The organism is Streptomyces sp. NPDC001532 (genome assembly GCF_040298625.1).
GTDB lineage: Bacteria > Actinomycetota > Actinomycetes > Streptomycetales > Streptomycetaceae > Streptomyces.
This window is the reverse complement of sequence record NZ_JBEPAL010000012.1, coordinates 24,314-41,050: the sequence shown is the minus strand read 5'-3', so window position 1 is coordinate 41,050 and position 16,737 is coordinate 24,314. Positions and strand designations below refer to the sequence as shown.

The 16,737-nt window shown below is 71.7% G+C and carries 13 protein-coding genes; 7 read left to right on the top strand and 6 right to left on the bottom strand.

The window, feature by feature from the left end; all coding sequences use genetic code 11:
* The first annotated feature begins 11 nt into the window (after positions 1-11).
* The 5 genes from ABT232_RS14080 (at position 12) to ABT232_RS14060 (ending at position 6,132) form a co-directional block, all read left to right on the top strand.
* Entirely contained in the window at positions 12-1,364 is a 1,353-nt protein-coding gene (locus tag ABT232_RS14080) for a DUF2252 domain-containing protein (protein ID WP_351839962.1), read from the top strand.
* A gap of 72 nt (positions 1,365-1,436) precedes the next feature.
* Positions 1,437-2,141, top strand: coding sequence for a hypothetical protein (locus ABT232_RS14075; RefSeq protein ID WP_351839960.1), 705 nt, complete (start codon positions 1,437-1,439; stop codon positions 2,139-2,141).
* Between the two features lie 109 nt (positions 2,142-2,250).
* Positions 2,251-3,051 carry a DsbA family protein gene (locus ABT232_RS14070; RefSeq protein ID WP_351839958.1) on the top strand — a complete coding sequence of 267 codons (801 nt, stop codon included), beginning with the start codon at positions 2,251-2,253 and terminating at the stop codon, positions 3,049-3,051.
* A 96-nt stretch (positions 3,052-3,147) separates the two neighbouring features.
* Positions 3,148-4,806, top strand: a complete 1,659-nt coding sequence (locus tag ABT232_RS14065) for an alkaline phosphatase D family protein (RefSeq protein ID WP_351839957.1) — start codon at positions 3,148-3,150, stop codon at positions 4,804-4,806.
* A 330-nt stretch (positions 4,807-5,136) separates the two neighbouring features.
* The gene (locus tag ABT232_RS14060; protein ID WP_351839955.1) at positions 5,137-6,132 is read left to right on the top strand and encodes a zinc metalloprotease; all 996 of its coding nucleotides are present in this window, start codon (positions 5,137-5,139) and stop codon (positions 6,130-6,132) included.
* Positions 6,133-6,151: 19 nt separating this feature from the next.
* Here the strand turns inward: ABT232_RS14060 and ABT232_RS14055 are convergent, their stop codons facing one another.
* Positions 6,152-6,721, bottom strand: a complete 570-nt coding sequence (locus ABT232_RS14055) for a dienelactone hydrolase family protein (protein ID WP_351839953.1) — start codon at positions 6,719-6,721, stop codon at positions 6,152-6,154.
* Positions 6,722-6,828: 107 nt separating this feature from the next.
* Between ABT232_RS14055 and ABT232_RS14050 the strand changes: the two genes are divergently transcribed.
* Complete coding sequence (locus ABT232_RS14050) at positions 6,829-7,953, top strand: mechanosensitive ion channel family protein (protein WP_351839951.1); 1,125 nt, start codon at positions 6,829-6,831, stop codon at positions 7,951-7,953.
* A gap of 22 nt (positions 7,954-7,975) precedes the next feature.
* Here the strand turns inward: ABT232_RS14050 and ABT232_RS14045 are convergent, their stop codons facing one another.
* The 5 genes from ABT232_RS14045 to ABT232_RS14025 all read right to left on the bottom strand — a co-directional run bounded on the left by ABT232_RS14045 (position 7,976) and on the right by ABT232_RS14025 (position 12,948).
* Positions 7,976-9,562 carry a Na+/H+ antiporter gene (locus ABT232_RS14045; protein WP_351839949.1) on the bottom strand — a complete coding sequence of 529 codons (1,587 nt, stop codon included), beginning with the start codon at positions 9,560-9,562 and terminating at the stop codon, positions 7,976-7,978.
* 139 nt (positions 9,563-9,701) lie between these two features.
* Positions 9,702-10,172, bottom strand: a complete 471-nt coding sequence (locus ABT232_RS14040) for a GNAT family N-acetyltransferase (RefSeq protein WP_351839947.1) — start codon at positions 10,170-10,172, stop codon at positions 9,702-9,704.
* Positions 10,169-11,113 (bottom strand): RluA family pseudouridine synthase, encoded by a 945-nt coding sequence (locus ABT232_RS14035; protein ID WP_351839945.1) that lies wholly within the window; start codon positions 11,111-11,113, stop codon positions 10,169-10,171. The genes ABT232_RS14040 and ABT232_RS14035 overlap by 4 nt, the downstream gene beginning before the upstream one ends.
* A gap of 43 nt (positions 11,114-11,156) precedes the next feature.
* The gene (gene lspA / locus ABT232_RS14030) at positions 11,157-11,789 is read right to left on the bottom strand and encodes a signal peptidase II (protein WP_351839943.1); all 633 of its coding nucleotides are present in this window, start codon (positions 11,787-11,789) and stop codon (positions 11,157-11,159) included.
* A 61-nt stretch (positions 11,790-11,850) separates the two neighbouring features.
* A complete protein-coding gene (locus tag ABT232_RS14025) occupies positions 11,851-12,948 on the bottom strand; it encodes a TraR/DksA family transcriptional regulator (RefSeq protein ID WP_351839941.1) in 1,098 nt (365 codons plus the stop codon).
* Between the two features lie 589 nt (positions 12,949-13,537).
* On the opposite strand from ABT232_RS14025, the gene ileS reads away from it, so the two are divergent.
* Positions 13,538-16,675: an isoleucine--tRNA ligase gene (gene ileS / locus ABT232_RS14020; protein WP_351839939.1), complete on the top strand. Its 3,138-nt coding sequence runs from the start codon at positions 13,538-13,540 to the stop codon at positions 16,673-16,675.
* The last annotated feature ends 62 nt before the right edge of the window (positions 16,676-16,737 follow it).

Below are 16,737 nucleotides of genomic sequence, written 5' to 3'. Positions count from 1 at the left end.
GGCACCCAGCGATGTCGTTCCCGCAGCTCAGCGACGAGCACCGCGGCGAGGAGATCCTCGCCGTCTTCGACACCGCCTTCGGCCAGCTCCTGGCCGCCGACCCGGCCGCGTTCCGGGTGAAGTTCCGGAAGATGGCCGCGTCGGCCTTCGCGTTCTACCGGGGCACGGCGGCCCTCTTCTACCACGACCTGGACGCGGAGCGCGCCGGGCGGGGCGACGCCCGGATAGGCCGCGGGCCGTACCTGGACGAGCGCACCTCCCGGGTGTGGATCCACGGCGATCTGCACGCCGAGAACTTCGGCACGTACATGGACGCCAACGGCCGGCTGATCTTCAACGTCAACGACTTCGACGAGGCCTACGTCGGCCCCTTCACCTGGGACCTCAAGCGCCTGTCGGCCTCGATCGCGCTGATCGGGTACGCCAAGGCGCTCAGCGACGAGCAGATCACCGAGCTGGTGACGGTCTACGCGGCGGCGTACCGGGAGCGGATCCACTCGCTGGCCACCGGCGCCAAGAGCGACGAGGTGCCGCCCTTCACCCTGGACACCGCCGAGGGCCCCCTCCTGGACGCCCTGCGCGACGCCCGCTCGCTGACCCGGTTCGGGCTGCTGGACTCGATGACCGAGATCCGCGACTTCGAGCGCCGCTTCGCCCCCGGCGGCGGCTCCATCGAGCTGGACGCCGCCACCCGGTACAAGGTGCTGGCCGCCTTCGACGGCTACCTGGAGACCCTTCCGGAGTCGTCCCTGACCCGCCCTGACTCCTACCGCGTGAAGGACGTCGTCGGGCGCCGGGGCATCGGCATCGGGTCCGCGGGGCTGCCGTCGTACAACATCCTCCTGGAGGGCAACAGCGACGCCCTGGAGAACGACGTCGTGATCTACATCAAGCAGGCCCAGACCCCGGCCGTCTCCCGGCACATCACCGACCCGGCGATCCGCGGCTACTTCCTGCACGAGGGCCACCGCACGGTGATCTCCCAGCGCGCCCTCCAGGCGCACGCCGACCCGTGGCTCGGCTGGACCGAGCTGGACGGCGCGGGCCAGCTGGTCGCCGAGGTCTCGCCGTACGCGGTGGACCTGGACTGGGGTGACATCGACGACCCGGAGGAGATCGCCGGCGTCGTCGCCGACCTGGGCCGGGCCACGGCCACCATGCACGCCGCCGCGGACGACGAGAGCGGCCACTCGGAGCTGGTGCCGTTCTCCACCGAGCGGGCCATCGACGCGGCCCTGGCGGCCGACGAGGAGGGCTTCGCGCCGCTCCTGGTCGACTTCGCGCACAGCTACGGCGCACGCGCGCGTGCCGACCACCAGATCTTCGTCGACCTGTTCCGCAACGGCCGGATCCCCGGCCTCTGACCCGTCGGCCCGCTCCCTCACAGCAACCCTTTAGGGGTCTCTTACGGGAGCCCGTGACAGACTCTGCGGACGATGGACATATCCGGGACCCCGCTCAGAGCCGTACGCGCGGCGCTGTTCACGGCGATCGTCGTGACGCTCAGCACCGCGTCGCACGTGCTGCTGTCACGGGTCCCGCTGCCGCTCGGCACGGTGGCGGCGATCGCCGCCACCGTGTTCGTGCTCGCCTACGCGCTGGCCGGCCGCGAGCGCGGCTTCGGCCGGATCGCCGCGCTGCTGATCCCGCTGGAGCTGGCCGCCGACACCGTCTTCACCGCCGGCCAGCACGCCTGCTACGGCCGCACCGGCGGCCCGGTCGCCGGCCCGCTGCGCTCGGTCGGCTTCGACGTGCTGTGCGGCGGCGGCGAGGTGGGCACCTCGCTGGCCCGGATGGCCGGGACGAGCGGCACCGACCGGGTCGCCGCGCTGCTCGCCGACGCCCACCCGGAGACCGCCTGGCTGCTGCTGGGCGCGCATGTCGGGGTGGGGCTGCTGGCGGCGGCCTGGCTGCGCCGCGGCGAGCGGGCCCTGGAGCAGCTGCTGCACGCGATGACCGCGACCACCTTCCGCCCGCTGCTGCTGGCGGTCGCCGCGGTCACGGTCCGGCTCGCCCCGGCGGTCCGCCCGCTGCCGCGCCTCGCGCACCGCACCGCCCCCGCCCGCGACCTCCTGCTCTCGCACTCCCTGGGACGGCGTGGACCGCCGTGGTCGAAGCCTGTCGCTGTCGCTTTCGCCTGAGCGGAACGACATCCGGAACGACATCCGGAGCGGCACCCGCGATCACGATCGGTCCACCGTCCGTCATCCGCGCGCCCGCCGGTGCGCGACCCCCATGGAGATCACGAAGATGAGCAAGCGGAACAGCCAGGCGTCGAAGACCGCGGCCCGGGAGCGGCTGCGCCAGGAGCGCGAGCTCCAGGCCAAGAAGGAGAAGACCAGGCGGCAGCTGATCGTCGCCGGTTCGATGGTCGCGGTGCTCGCGATAGCCGGCGGCATCGGCTACGCGGTCGTCCAGACCAACCAGCCCTCCGCGTGGGAGGCGGCCGCCGACGCCAAGGTGGTCGCCCCGGCGAACACCTCCGGCAAGAACGGCACGACGATCCTCGTCGGCGACTCCGAGAGCGACAACGTCGTCCACCTCTACGAGGACCCGCGCTGCCCGGCCTGTGCCTCCTTCGAGCAGACCGTCGGCGAGACCGTGAACAAGGGCATGGAGGACGGCGACTACAAGCTCTCCTTCACCCTCGGCACCTTCCTGGACGGCAACCTCGGCGGCGAGGGCTCCAAGAACGCACTGAGCGCGCTCGGCGCCGCGCTGAACGTCGGCACCGACGCGTTCCTCGACTACAAGGCCGCCCTGTACTCGGAGAAGTACCACCCCTCGGAGTCGACCGACGACTTCAGCGAGGACAGCTACCTGATCAAGGTGGCGAACACGGTGGACGCGCTGAAGGACAACAAGAAGTTCCAGGACGCGGTCGAGAAGGGCACGTACGACGCCTGGGCGATGAAGATGAGCGACTCCTTCAACAACACCAAGGACGTCGAGTCGACCCCGACCATCAAGATCAACGACAAGGTCGTCACCAACCCGAGCACCGTCGCCGAGTGGGAGACCGCGCTCAAGGACGCGGGCGTCACCAAGTAACGCGGGGTACCGGAGCGGGCGAACTCCCCGGGGTTCGCCCGCTCTTCATGTCCGTCGGCTTACCAAGCCCCTTACCGATCAGTAATCTGATCGGCCGTGACCAGTCGTATCAGATCCCACATCAGCCCCGTCTCGCCCGCGCCGAGCCGTCGTACGGTCGTCAAGGTCGCCGCGGCCGGGGCCGTTCTCGCCGCCCCGCTCGCCGCGGCGCTCCCGGCGCAGGCCGCCGAGGCCCCCGCCTTCCTGCACGGTGTCGCCTCCGGCGACCCGCTCCCCGACGGCATATTGCTCTGGACCCGGGTGACGCCCACTCCGGAGGCCGTTCCCGGCTCCGGGCTCGGCCCGGACCTGGAGGTCGAGTGGACCGTCGCCCTGGACAAGGCGTTCACGAACGTCGTCGCCAAGGGGTCCGTCACCGCGACCGCCGCCTCCGACCACACCGTCAAGGCCGACGTCCGCGGCCTCGCGCCCGCCACCGACTACTGGTTCCGCTTCTCGGCCGGCGGCACCGACTCCCCCGCCGCCCGCACCCGCACCACTCCGGCCGCCGACGCCGCGGTCGCGGGCCTCCGCTTCGGCGTGGTCTCGTGCGCCAACTGGGAGGCCGGGCACTTCTCGGCCTACCGCCACCTCGCGACCCGCGGCGACCTGGACGCCTGGCTGCACCTCGGCGACTACATCTACGAGTACGGCACCGGCCAGTACGGCACGCGCGGCACGGTCGTCCGCCCGCACGCCCCGGCGCACGAGATCCTGACCCTCGCCGACTACCGCGTACGGCACGGCCGTTACAAGACCGACCCGGACCTCCAGGCCCTGCACGCCGCCGCCCCGGTCGTCGCCATCTGGGACGACCACGAGATGGCCAACGACGCCTGGTCCGGCGGCGCCGAGAACCACACCGAGGGCACCGAGGGCGCCTGGGCCGCGCGGCAGACCGCCGCCAAGCAGGCCTACTTCGAGTGGATGCCGGTCCGCCCGGCGATCGCCGGCACGACCTACCGGCGGCTGCGCTTCGGCAAGCTGGCCGATCTCTCCCTGCTCGATCTTCGCTCGTTCCGCTCGCAGCAGGTCTCCCTCGGCGACGGCGAGGTCGACGACCCGGAGCGCAGCCTCACCGGGCGGGCCCAGCTGGACTGGCTGAAGGCCGGGCTGGCCGCCTCGGACACCACCTGGCGGCTGGTCGGCAACCCGGTGATGATCGCGCCGTTCGCGATCGGCTCGCTCTCCGCCGAGCTGCTCAAGCCGCTGGCGAAGCTGCTGGGGCTGCCGCAGGAGGGGCTCGCGATCAACCCGGACCAGTGGGACGGCTACACCGACGACCGGCGGGAACTGCTGGCGCATCTGCGCGCCAACGCCATCCGCAACACCGTCTTCCTGACCGGTGACATCCACATGGCGTGGGCCAACGACGTGCCGGTGAACGCGGGAACGTATCCGCTGTCCGCCTCGGCCGCGACGGAGTTCGTGGTCACCTCGGTCAGCTCCGACAACCTCGACGACCTGGTGAAGGTCCCGGAAGGCACCGTCTCGGCGGTGGCCGCCCCGGTCATCCGCGCCGCCAACCGGCACGTCCACTGGGTCGACACCGACCGGCACGGCTACGGCGTCCTCGACCTCACCGCCGAGCGCGCGCAGATGGACTACTACGTCCTGTCGGACCGCACCAAGGCGGACGCGACCTCGGCCTGGGCGCGGTCGTACCGGACCCGCAGCGGCACCCAGAAGGTCGAGCGCGCCTACGACCCGGTGTGACCGCTGTGACCGAGGAGCGATTTTCGGCCATCTGCGGCCCTTCGACGCGTCGTTAAGGCGAGATCACATCGCTCCGCACATCGCTACGGCGGGTGGTGCGTGTCGTGGCCGAAACCGGACACACCACCCGCCCTGGTGACGGCGCTCGTTACGCCGGGATCTCGCACTTCGGACAAGACATCAATCAAGTTCCCCAATTTTCCCCATTCGCCCGGAATTTGATTGGGCTTGATCACTGCTCTTCCCGTCTGGGCATGTCCACGTAATCTCCGGGCGGCGGCCAGGAAGACCCCTGCGCCCCACTCCCCACCGCATCCGCTAGGAGCCAGCATGCGTGCGCTTGCCCGGATATCCCCCTCGACGCGCAGACGTGTTCTCGCCACCGCCGTCGTGGCCGGAACCCTGATGCTCAGCCCTCTGTCGGCGCCCACCGGCGTCGCCGCCGCCGGCACCCCCACCGCCGAGTGCGTCGAGGACACCACCGAGCACACCCACGCCACCGCCCGAGAGGCCCGCCCCGGGGCCGGCGAACACGCCGCCGAGCCCAACGAGGTGAGCGCCGCCAAGGCCCAGGCGATGGACGCCGATCTGCGCAAGCGGCTCGACAAGCTGCCCGCGAACGGCCGCACTCTGACGGCCGCCGCCACGACCACCGTCCCGGTCTACTTCCACGTCGTGCACGACGGCGCGGCCGGACAGCTCAGCTCGGCGGACATCAGCGCCCAGATGAGCGTGCTGAACGCGGCGTTCGGCGGCCAGGGCACCGGCAACGTCGACTCAGGCTTCCAGTTCGCACTGGCCGGCACCGACTACACGGACAACGCCGCCTGGTACAACGTCGCCTCCGGCTCGGCCGAGGAGAAGGCGATGAAGTCGGCCCTGCGCAAGGGCGGCGCGGGCGCGCTCAACATCTACACCGCCAACATCGGCGACGGCCTGCTCGGCTGGGCGACCTTCCCCAGCTCCTACAGGTCCAGCCCGTCCATGGACGGCGTGGTCCTGCTGGACGCCTCGCTGCCCGGCGGCTCGGCCGAGAACTACGACGAGGGCGACACCGGCACCCACGAGGTCGGCCACTGGCTGGGGCTCTACCACACCTTCCAGGGCGGCTGCAACGGCAACGGCGACTACGTCGAGGACACCCCGGCCGAGAAGAGCCCGGCCTACGAGTGCCCCGAGGGCCGGGACACCTGCGCCCGCAAGGCGGGCGCCGACCCCATCCACAACTTCATGGACTACACGTACGACGCCTGCATGTACCAGTTCACCTCCGGCCAGGTGACCCGCATGCAGCAGAGCTGGGCCGCCTACCGCGCGGCGGGCTGAGCCGGCCGGGCCCGAGCGTCTACAGGGAGTCCAGGAAGCCGAGTGCCACCCGCCAGGTGGCCTCGGCCGCCTCCGCGTCGAAGTCCGGCAGTTCGGGGTCGGTGTACAGATGACCGGCCCCGGCGTACCGGTAGACCTCCACGTCGGCGCCCGCCCGGCGCATCTGGAGGTACCAGGAGCCGAGCCAGTCCTCCGTCTCGAACGGGTCCGGCTCGGCGACATGCAGCTGCACCGGCAGCTCGTCCACCGACGCGTTCGGCGCGAGGTCCGAGGTGCCGTGCAGGAGCAGCAGCCCGCGCGCCTTCTCGTCACCCAGCGCCAGGGTCTGCGCGACGGAGGCGCCGAACGAGAACCCGGCGTACACCAGGCCGCGCGCCGAGTAGGGCGCGGCGGCCAGGACGGCCCGCTTCAGCAGCTCGTCCTTGCCGATCCCGTCCTTGGCGGCCATGCCCTCCTCGACCGTGTCGAACGTGCGCCCCTCGAAGAGATCCGGCGTCCACACCTCGTGCCCCGCCGCGCGCAGCCGGTCCGCCGCGGCGCGCACCGCGGGCCTGAGTCCGTAGGCCGAGTGAAAGAGCATGATGTTCATGGGGCCATGGTGCCAGCCGGCCGTGACACCGCAGGTCCGGGGCCGTACCCAGCAGCGTGGCGAATACACATGTTCAGGCCCGGCCGAGGCCGGTTACGTTCGAGGGCATGGAGAACATACTCCGCCCACTGATCGTGGTCGGCGGCTCGGTCCTGCTCACCGTGGTGATCGGCTGGGCCACCGACCTGCTGCTGCGCAGGGCCGACGGACGGCAGGGCGACACCCCGCTGTGGGGGCTGCTGCGCCGCGGACGCATCCCCTACCAGCTCGTGCTGTGCGCGGCCCTGCTGAGAGGCTCGTACCACGAGGCACAGCTGTTCCAGAACCACCGGACCGGCATCGGCCACGCCCTGACCGTGGTGCTGATCGGCTCGGCCGCCTGGCTGGTGATCCGGATCGCGGCGGCGGTCGTCGAGACGTCCTACACCCGCTACGCCCACTCCCGTGCCCAGCGCGACCCCGCGCGGGTCCGCCGGGTGCGCACCCAGGTGACGCTGATCATGCGGGTGGTCGCGGCGGTCGTCGGCGTGGTGGCGGTGGCGGCGATGCTGCTGACCTTCCCCGCGTTCCGCGCGGCGGGCGCCTCCCTGCTGGCCTCGGCCGGAATCCTCGGCATCGTCGCCGGTGTCGCGGCACAGTCGACGCTGAGCAATATGTTCGCCGGGTTCCAGATCGCCTTCGGCGACATGGTGCGCATCGGCGACACGGTCGTCGTGGACGGCGAGTGGGGCACCGTCGAGGAGATCACGCTGACCTACCTCACGGTGCGGACCTGGGACGAGCGCCGGATCACCATGCCGGTGTCGTACTTCACGTCCAAGCCCTTCGAGAACTGGTCGCGCGGCACCCCGCAGATGACCGGAATCGTCTTCTGGCACCTCGACCACTCCGCCCCGGTGGAGGAGATGCGCGAGAAGCTGCGCGACATCCTGCGCGAGTGCCCGGCGTGGGACGGCCGCGCCTACGACCTGTCCGTCACCGACACCGGCCCGAGCACCATGGAGGTGCGGGCGCTGATGACCGCGAAGGACGCGGACGACGTCTGGACGGTCCGGGTGAGCGTCCGCGAGCGGATGATCGCCTGGCTGGTCCGGGAGCACCCGTACGCGCTGCCGCGGGTCAACACCGCCGACGCGCTGCTGCCGCCGGGCTTCCCGCCCCGCCAGCGCACCTCCCCGGACGGCTCCTCGTCCCGCCGCGCGATACAGACGCCGAGGGCGGAACGGGGGTAGGGCAGGCGAGCCGGGCCCGGGCTCAGCGCAGGCTGCGCACGTCCAGGTGCCGCAGCACCCGGTCCACCACCTCGGGGTCCGCTCCCGGCTCGCTGCGCGCCGCCAGCACCTCGTGGCGGGCGGCGCTCAGCATCTCCGCCTCGATACGGCGCAGCCGCTTCAGCCGCTCCACCCGCTTGGCGTGCGCCTGCATGCGCTCCTCCTCGCCCAGCTCCGGGCTGATCCGCACGCCGATCTCGTAGGCCCGCCGGAGCATCCGCTCGGACAGTTCCTCGGGCAGCTCCTCGACCTCCTCGATCTCCCGCAGCCGCCGCCGGGCCGCCTTCGCCGCCCGCGTCGCCAGCGTCCGCTCGAACCGCTGCTCCTCCTCGGTGTCCGCGCGCACCCCGAGCCACTTCACGAGCCGGGGCAGGGTCAGCCCCTGGAGCACCAGTGTGGTCATGATCACACCGAAGGCGATGAAGATGATCTCGTCGCGGTCGGGGAAGGCCGAGCCGTCGTCGGTCTCCAGCGGTACGGCCAGGGCCAGCGCCACCGACGCCACGCCCCGCATCCCGGACCACCACATGACGACGGTCTCCCGCCAGCTGGTCGGGATCTCCTCGTCGTAGTCCCGCCGCGCGTGCAGCCGCTGGGTCAGCCAGGTCGCCGGCAGCAGCCACAGCAGCCGTACGAGGACCACGACCCCGGCGACCGCGGCCGCCCAGCCCAGCATCTCCCCCCAGCGCCCGGAGGCCGTCCGGATCGCGTTGTGCAGCTCCAGGCCGATCAGCCCGAAGGCGACCCCGGTGACCAGGGTGTCGACGACGTCCCAGAAGGTGTGCCCGGCGAGCCGGGTCATCACGTCGTCGGCGTCGGTGGCGTACTCGGCGAGGAACATCGCGGCGGTGAGCACCGCCAGCACTCCGGAGCCGTGCAGCTCCTCGGCCAGCACGTACGACGCGTACGGCACCAGCAGGGTGAGGCCGATCTGGAGGGTGGCGTCCCCGAGCAGGTCCATCAGCTTGTTGGCGCCCCAGCCGAGCGCCAGGCCCACGGCGACGGCGACCACGGCGGACAGCACCAGGTCGAACCCGGCCTGCCAGGGCGAGAAGGTGCCGCTGACCGCGGCGGCGATCGCCACGTGGTAGAGCACGATGGCCGTCACGTCGTTGAACAGCCCCTCGCCCTCCAGGATGGACACCAGCCGGCGGGGCAGTCCCAGCTGTCCGGCGACGGCGGTCGCGGCGACCGGATCGGGCGGCGCCACCAGCGCGCCGAGCGCCACGGCGGCGGCGATCGGCAGGCCCGGCACGATGGTGTGGGCGACCACGGCCACACAGAACGTGGTGACGAACACCAGCGCCACCGCGAGCAGGAAGATCGGCCGCTTGTTCGCCGCGAACTGCCGCCACGAGGTGCGCCGTACGGCCGCGTAGAGCAGCGGGGGCAGCAGCAGCGGCAGGATCAGATCCGGCGGGATGTCGACGTTCGGAACGAACTCCAGCAGCGCCAGCACGATGCCGAGCAGCGTCATCAGCACCGGCGCCGGCAGTCCCAGCCGGTCCCCGACCGGGACACTCACCACGGCCCCGAGCAACAGCACGAACAACAGGGCCAACTGATCCACGCTCAGCGCTCCGACTGGTCTAGGCGATCAAGACTCCCCGCCTCCAGCCTGCCACGCGCCCGCCGTTTCACCCCGGCCGCGCCACCGCCACGTCCGAGCCCGTGCCATCCGGCCCGGTGCCGTCCGGCCGCGTGCCGCGCTACAGCGCGCGGCGCATCGCCTGGTGCGGGATGCCCGCCTCCAGGTACTCCGGTCCGTACGCCGTGTAGCCCAGCCGCTCGTAGAACCCCAGCGCGTGCGTCTGCGCGTGCAGGTCCACCGCCGTCAGACCACGCGCGCGGGCCGCGTCCTCGATGGCCCGCACCAGCGCCACGCCGACGCCCAGTCCGCGCGCCTCGCGGGTGACCGCCAGCCGCCCCAGCGAGCCGAGCCCCAGATCGCCCCCGGTCCGCTCCGCGGCGCCCGCGCCGTACAGCAGCCGCCCGGTGCCGAGCGGCACCCCGTCCGCACGGACGGCGAGCACATGCAGCGCGGTGGCGTCGTACGCGTCGTACTCCAGGTCCTCCGGCACGCCCTGCTCGGCGACGAAGACCTCCTTGCGCACCGCGAAGCACGCCTCACGGTCGCCGGACTCCTCCGCGACCCGGACCGTGTACGACGGCGAGGTCATCCGTACGTCTCCTCCCGGACCTGCTCCAGCGCCCGCTGGAGGTCCTCGGGGTAGTCGCACGCGAACTCGACCCAGTCGCCGCTGCCCGGGTGCTCGAAGCCCAGCCGCACGGCGTGCAGCCACTGCCGGGTCAGCCGCAGCCGCTTGGCGAGCGTCGGGTCGGCTCCGTACGTCAGGTCGCCGACGCAGGGGTGGCGGTGGGCGGCCATGTGGACGCGGATCTGGTGGGTGCGTCCGGTCTCCAGCTTCACATCGAGCAGGGAGGCGGCGCGGAAGGCCTCGATGAGGTCGTAGTGCGTGACCGAGGGCTTGCCCTCGGCGGTGACCGCCCACTTGTAGTCGTGCTGCGGGTGGCGGCCGATCGGCGCGTCGATGGTGCCGCTGGTCGGGTCCGGGTGGCCCTGGACCAGGGTGTGGTAGCGCTTGTCGACCGTGCGCTCCTTGAACTGGCGCTTCAGCGAGGTGTACGCGTACTCGGACTTCGCGACCACCATCAGGCCGGAGGTGCCGACGTCCAGGCGGTGCACGATGCCCTGGCGCTCGGCGGCGCCGGAGGTGGAGATCCGGTACCCGGCCGCGGCGAGCCCGCCGATGACCGTCGGACCGGTCCAGCCGGGGCTGGGATGGGCGGCCACGCCGACCGGCTTGACGATGACGACCACGTCGTCGTCGTCGTGCACGATCTCCATGCCCTCGACCGGCTCGGCCACCACCTGCACCGGCGCGGCGGCCTGCGGCATCTCGACCTCCAGCCAGGCGCCGCCGCTCACCCGCTCGGACTTGCCGACCACCGTGCCGTCGACCAGCACCTTGCCCGCCGCGGCCAGCTCGGCGGCCTTCGTACGGGAGAAGCCGAACATGCGGGAGATGGCGGCGTCGACGCGCTCGCCCTCCAGGCCGTCGGGCACGGGCAGGGTACGGATCTCGGGAAGCGTGCTCACCCGTCGAGTATGCCGGACGGGTCGGACGACCCTGCACACGCGTTCAGTCCTTGTGGACCGTCCCGTCCGGGTCCAGGCCGCGGAAGGAGAGCAGCACGATCAGGATGCCGCCGCACACGATCGCCGAGTCGGCGAGGTTGAAGACCGCGAAGTGCTTGGGAGCGATGAAGTCCACCACCGCGCCCTCGAAGACGCCCGGCGAGCGGAAGATCCGGTCGGTGAGGTTGCCGAGCGCGCCACCCAGCAGCAGGCCGAGCGCGATCGCCCAGGGCAGGCTGTACAGCTTGCGGGCCAGCCGGGCGATCACCACGATCACGGCGGCGGCGATCACCGTGAAGATCACGGTGAAGGCCTCGCCGAAGCCGAAGGCCGCGCCCGCGTTGCGGATCGCCTCGAACCGCAGCCAGTCCCCGATGATCTCGATCGGCTCCTGGTGCTCCAGCTTCTCGACCACGATGATCTTGCTGACCAGGTCCAGGACGTAGGCGAAGGTCGCCACCGCGAACAGCACGGCGATCCGCCGCCTGCCGCGGGAGGGCGCGGGGGCGGCGCCCGGCTCGGAGCCGCCGTCGCCGGCGACGCCGTCGTCCGTCCCGCCGCCGGGCCGCTCCGGCTCCTCGGCCCGCGCCGCGTCCGGGTTGTCCGGCGTACCGATGATGCGCTCCGCCTCTGCCACGTGAGTCCCTCAACCTAGGTACCTGACTGACGACGAGGGTACGACACGCCTCAGGCGGCCATCAGTACCGGCGTTCCTGCTTCTGCTTGCACTCCACGCACAGCGTGGCCCGCGGGAAGGCCTGCATCCGCGCCTTGCCGATGGGGTTGCCGCAGTTCTCGCACAGGCCGTAGGTGCCCGCGTCCAGGCGTTGCAGGGCGTGCTCGGTCTGGAGCAGCATCTCGCGCGCGTTGGCGGCCAGCGCCAGCTCGTGCTCGCGGGTGATGTTCTTGCTGCCGGTGTCCGCCTCGTCGTGGCCCGCGCCGTCCCCGGAGTCCCGCATCAGACCGACCAGGGACGCCTCCGAGGAGGCGATCTCGGCGCTCAGCCGCTCCATCTCGCCCGTCAGCTCCGTGCGGGCCTCCTCGACCTCGTCCGAGGTCCAGGGCTCCTCGCCGGGGCGGACCGCGAGCTCGCCGGGCTCCACCGCGCCGGCGCGTGCCTTGGGTACGGCGGTCTGGGCCGCCGGGGCCGTTCCAGAAGTCTTCTTCGCAACCACCGTCGTGGCTCCCGTCTGCTCAGCGGCCCGCGCCGCACCCGCCGTCCTGGCAGCTCTCTTCCCGGCCGTGCCCTTCCCGGCACCTTCCGCACCCGCGGCACCGCCCTCGGCGCCGTCCCCGGCCTCGGACGCCCGCGCCGCCTTGCCGGAGGACGCCTTCTTCGCCGCCGCTCCCTCGGCCTTCGCGGACGCCGCCTTCTTCGCCGCGGCCTTCTTGGCTGGCGCCTTCCTGGCGGGCGTCTTGGCGTGGGTCTCCTTGACCGCGTCAGCCTTCTGTGCCTTCTCGGCCTTCTCGACCGCGTCGGCATCCTCGACGGCGTCGGCCCTCTTCACCGAGGTCTTCCGTTCGGCGGTCTTGCGTACGGCGGTCTTCCGTACGGCGGTCTTGCGCACGGCGGCGGACCCGCCGCCGGCCACCGTCTCGCCGTCGGCCGGCTTCCTCGCGGGCGCGCGCTTTCTCGCGGGCTCCTCCTCGGGAGCCGCCCGCACGGTCTTCACCACGCGTTTCGTCGCCGCTCCCCGGGTGCTCCCGGTGCCGCTCACACCCTTGGCCGCACCGCCGGAGGCGTCTGTGGACCTGCCGGACGCCGACTGCTGTACGGCGGTCTTCTTCGCCACCATGCCGCGGCCCCTTCACATATTGTGATCTTGCGCGCGAATCGTGCTGGGACGATAAATCGACTTGAGTCCCGCGGCAACGGGGCACGCCGCCCGATTCGCCCGCCCCGCACCCCCCGCGCGACCGGCATGCATGCGTTGTGCCCAGCTCCCCGCCCGGTAATCCGCCGAGCCGGACATCCCCGGATCCCGCACCCGCCCACCTGGCCATTCGGGTCAGCGCGCACCGGGCCCGCCCCGGCCCCGCAAACCGGTCGGCCGCTGTCCGTGCGGCGCCGTACACTGGGCGGAGCGAAAAGCGTGGATGGGGACGAGTAGCGGCGTACGCAGCCCAGAGCGACCCGGGGACGGTGGGAGCCCGGGGGCGAGCGCGACGTGAAGATCACCCCGGAGCCGCCGGAAGAAAGCCGCAGCCAGCGAGCCGCGGCGAGTAGACCCGGCATCGCGACCCCAATGAGGGGGCTCGCCGAGGCACGACCTGCGTCGGAGAGCCAAGGAGGGTGGTACCGCGGGAGCGCGCCGAAGGCGGCGCAAGGCAGACGCAGCTCTCGTCCCTCCGACGGAAGGCAGCAAGTCCGCCGGAGGAAGATCGATGACGACGTACCGCCAGGTGCCCGCCCAGGTCGACCTGCCCGCCCTTGAGCACGCCGTGCTCGACTTCTGGCGCGAGCAGAAGATCTTTGCCAAGAGCCTGGAGCAGTCCCAGGGCCGCCCCGAATGGGTGTTCTACGAGGGCCCGCCCACCGCCAACGGCATGCCCGGTGCCCATCACATCGAGGCGCGCGTCTTCAAGGACGTCTTCCCCCGCTTCCGCACCATGCGCGGCTACCACGTGGCCCGCAAGGCGGGCTGGGACTGCCACGGCCTGCCGGTGGAGCTGGCGGTCGAGAAGGAGCTGGGCTTCAGCGGCAAGCAGGACATCGAGGCGTACGGCATCGCCGAGTTCAACGCCAGGTGCCGCGAGTCCGTGACCCGCCACACCGACGCCTTCGCCGAGCTGACGACCCGCATGGGCTACTGGGTCGACCTCGACGACGCCTACCGCACGATGGACCCCGAGTACATCGAGTCGGTCTGGTGGTCGCTGAAGCAGATCTTCGACAAGGGCCTGCTCGTCCAGGACCACCGCGTCGCCCCGTGGTGTCCCCGCTGCGGCACCGGCCTGTCCGACCACGAGCTGGCACAGGGCTACGAGACGGTCGTCGACCCGTCGGTCTACGTCCGCTTCCCGCTGACCTCCGGCCCGCTGGCCGGCGAGGCCGCGCTCGTGGTGTGGACGACCACGCCCTGGACCCTGGTCTCCAACACCGCGGTCGCCGCGCACCCCGAGGTGACCTACGTCGTCGCGACGAACGGCGAGGAGAAGCTGGTCGTCGCCGAGCCGCTGCTCGCCAAGGCGCTCGGCGAGGGCTGGGAGGCCACCGGCCAGTCCTTCACCGGCGCCGAGATGGAGCGCTGGACCTACCAGCGCCCCTTCGAGCTGGTCGAGTTCCCCGCCGAGGCCCACTTCGTGGTCAACGCCGAGTACGTCACCACCGAGGACGGCACGGGTCTGGTCCACCAGTCCCCCGCCTTCGGTGAGGACGACCTCAAGGTCTGCCGTTCCTACGGCCTGCCGGTGGTCAACCCGGTCCGCCCGGACGGCACCTTCGAGGAGGACGTCCCGCTGGTCGGCGGCGTCTTCTTCAAGAAGGCCGACGAGAAGCTCACCGAGGACCTCGGCGCGCGCGGCCTGCTCTTCAAGCACCTGCCGTACGAGCACAGCTACCCGCACTGCTGGCGCTGCCACACCGCGCTGCTGTACTACGCGCAGCCGTCCTGGTACATCCGCACCACCGCCGTCAAGGACCGTCTCCTCCAGGAGAACGAGAAGACCAACTGGTTCCCGGACACGGTCAAGCACGGCCGCTTCGGCGACTGGCTGAACAACAACATCGACTGGGCGCTGTCCCGCAACCGCTACTGGGGCACCCCGCTGCCGATCTGGCGCTGCGCGGAGGACCACCTCACCTGCGTCGGCTCCCGCGCGGAGCTGGCCGAGCTGACCGGCACCGACCAGTCGGCCCTCGACCCGCACCGCCCGTTCATCGACGACGTCACCTTCACCTGCTCCCACGAGGGCTGCTCCCTCGAAGCGGTGCGCGTGCCGGAGGTCATCGACGCCTGGTACGACTCGGGTTCGATGCCGTTCGCGCAGTGGGGCTACCCGTACAAGAACAAGGAACTGTTCGAGTCCCGCTACCCGGCGCAGTTCATCTCCGAGGCCATCGACCAGACCCGCGGCTGGTTCTACACGCTGATGGCCGTCGGCACCCTCGTCTTCGACAAGTCGTCGTACGAGAACGTCGTCTGCCTCGGCCACATCCTCGCCGAGGACGGCCGGAAGATGTCCAAGCACCTGGGCAACATCCTCCAGCCGATCCCGCTGATGGATCAGCACGGGGCGGACGCGGTGCGCTGGTTCATGGCGGCCGGCGGCTCCCCGTGGGCGGCCCGCCGCGTCGGCCACGGCACCATCCAGGAGGTCGTCCGCAAGACGCTCCTCACCTACTGGAACACGGTCGCCTTCCAGGCCCTGTACGCCCGTACGTCGGGCTGGGCGCCGTCCGAGGCCGACCCGGCCCCGGCCGACCGCCCGGTGCTGGACCGCTGGCTGCTGTCCGAACTGCACGCGCTCACCGACCAGGTGACCCAGTCGCTGGAGGCGTACGACACCCAGCGCGCCGGCAAGCTGCTGTCCGCGTTCGTCGACGACCTTTCCAACTGGTACGTCCGCCGCTCGCGCCGCCGCTTCTGGCAGGGCGACAAGGCCGCGCTGCGCACCCTGCACGAGGTGGTCGAGACGGTCACCAAGCTGATGGCCCCGCTGACCCCGTTCATCACCGAGCGGGTCTGGCAGGACCTGATCGTCCCGGTCGACCCGGGCGCGCCGGAGTCGGTGCACCTGGCGTCCTGGCCGGAGGCGGACCTCGACGCGATCGACCCGGAGCTGTCGCGCCAGATGGTGCTGGTGCGCCGCCTGGTGGAGCTCGGCCGGGCCACCCGCGCGGAGTCGGGCGTGAAGACCCGCCAGCCGCTCAGGCGCGCGCTGATCGCGGCCACCGGCTTCGAGACGCTGGACCGCGAGCTGCACGCCCAGATCACCGAGGAGCTGAACGTCGAGTCGCTGGCGTCGCTCTCCGAGGTCGGCGGTTCCCTGGTCGACACCACGGCGAAGGCCAACTTCCGCGCCCTGGGCAAGCGGTTCGGCAAGCGCGTCCAGGACGTCGCCAAGGCCGTCGCGAACGCCGACGCGGCCGCGCTGTCGCTGGCGCTGCGCGAGGGCACGGCCTCGGTGGAGGTCGACGGCGAGAAGATCAGCCTGGCCCCCGACGAGGTGATCATCACCGAGACGCCCCGTGAGGGCTGGTCGGTGGCGTCCGACGCGGGTGCCACGGTCGCCCTGGACCTGGAGATCACCGAGGAGCTGCGCCGGGCGGGCCTCGCCCGGGACGCGATCCGGCTGATCCAGGAGGCCCGCAAGAACAGCGGCCTGGACGTCGCCGACCGGATCGCGCTGCGCTGGACGGCCACGGACCCGGCGGTGATCGACGCCCTGTCCGGGCACTCCGCGCTGATCGCCGACGAGGTGCTGGCCACGGACTTCGCCCAGGGCGAGGCGGACGCCGGGTACGGCGAGCCGTTCACCGACGAGGGCCTGTCCCTGACGTTCCGCCTGCGCAAGGCGTAGGGCACACGCCGGCGCACCGAGCGCCGGCGGACACACCGAAGGCCCGGTCCCCCCGAGGGGCC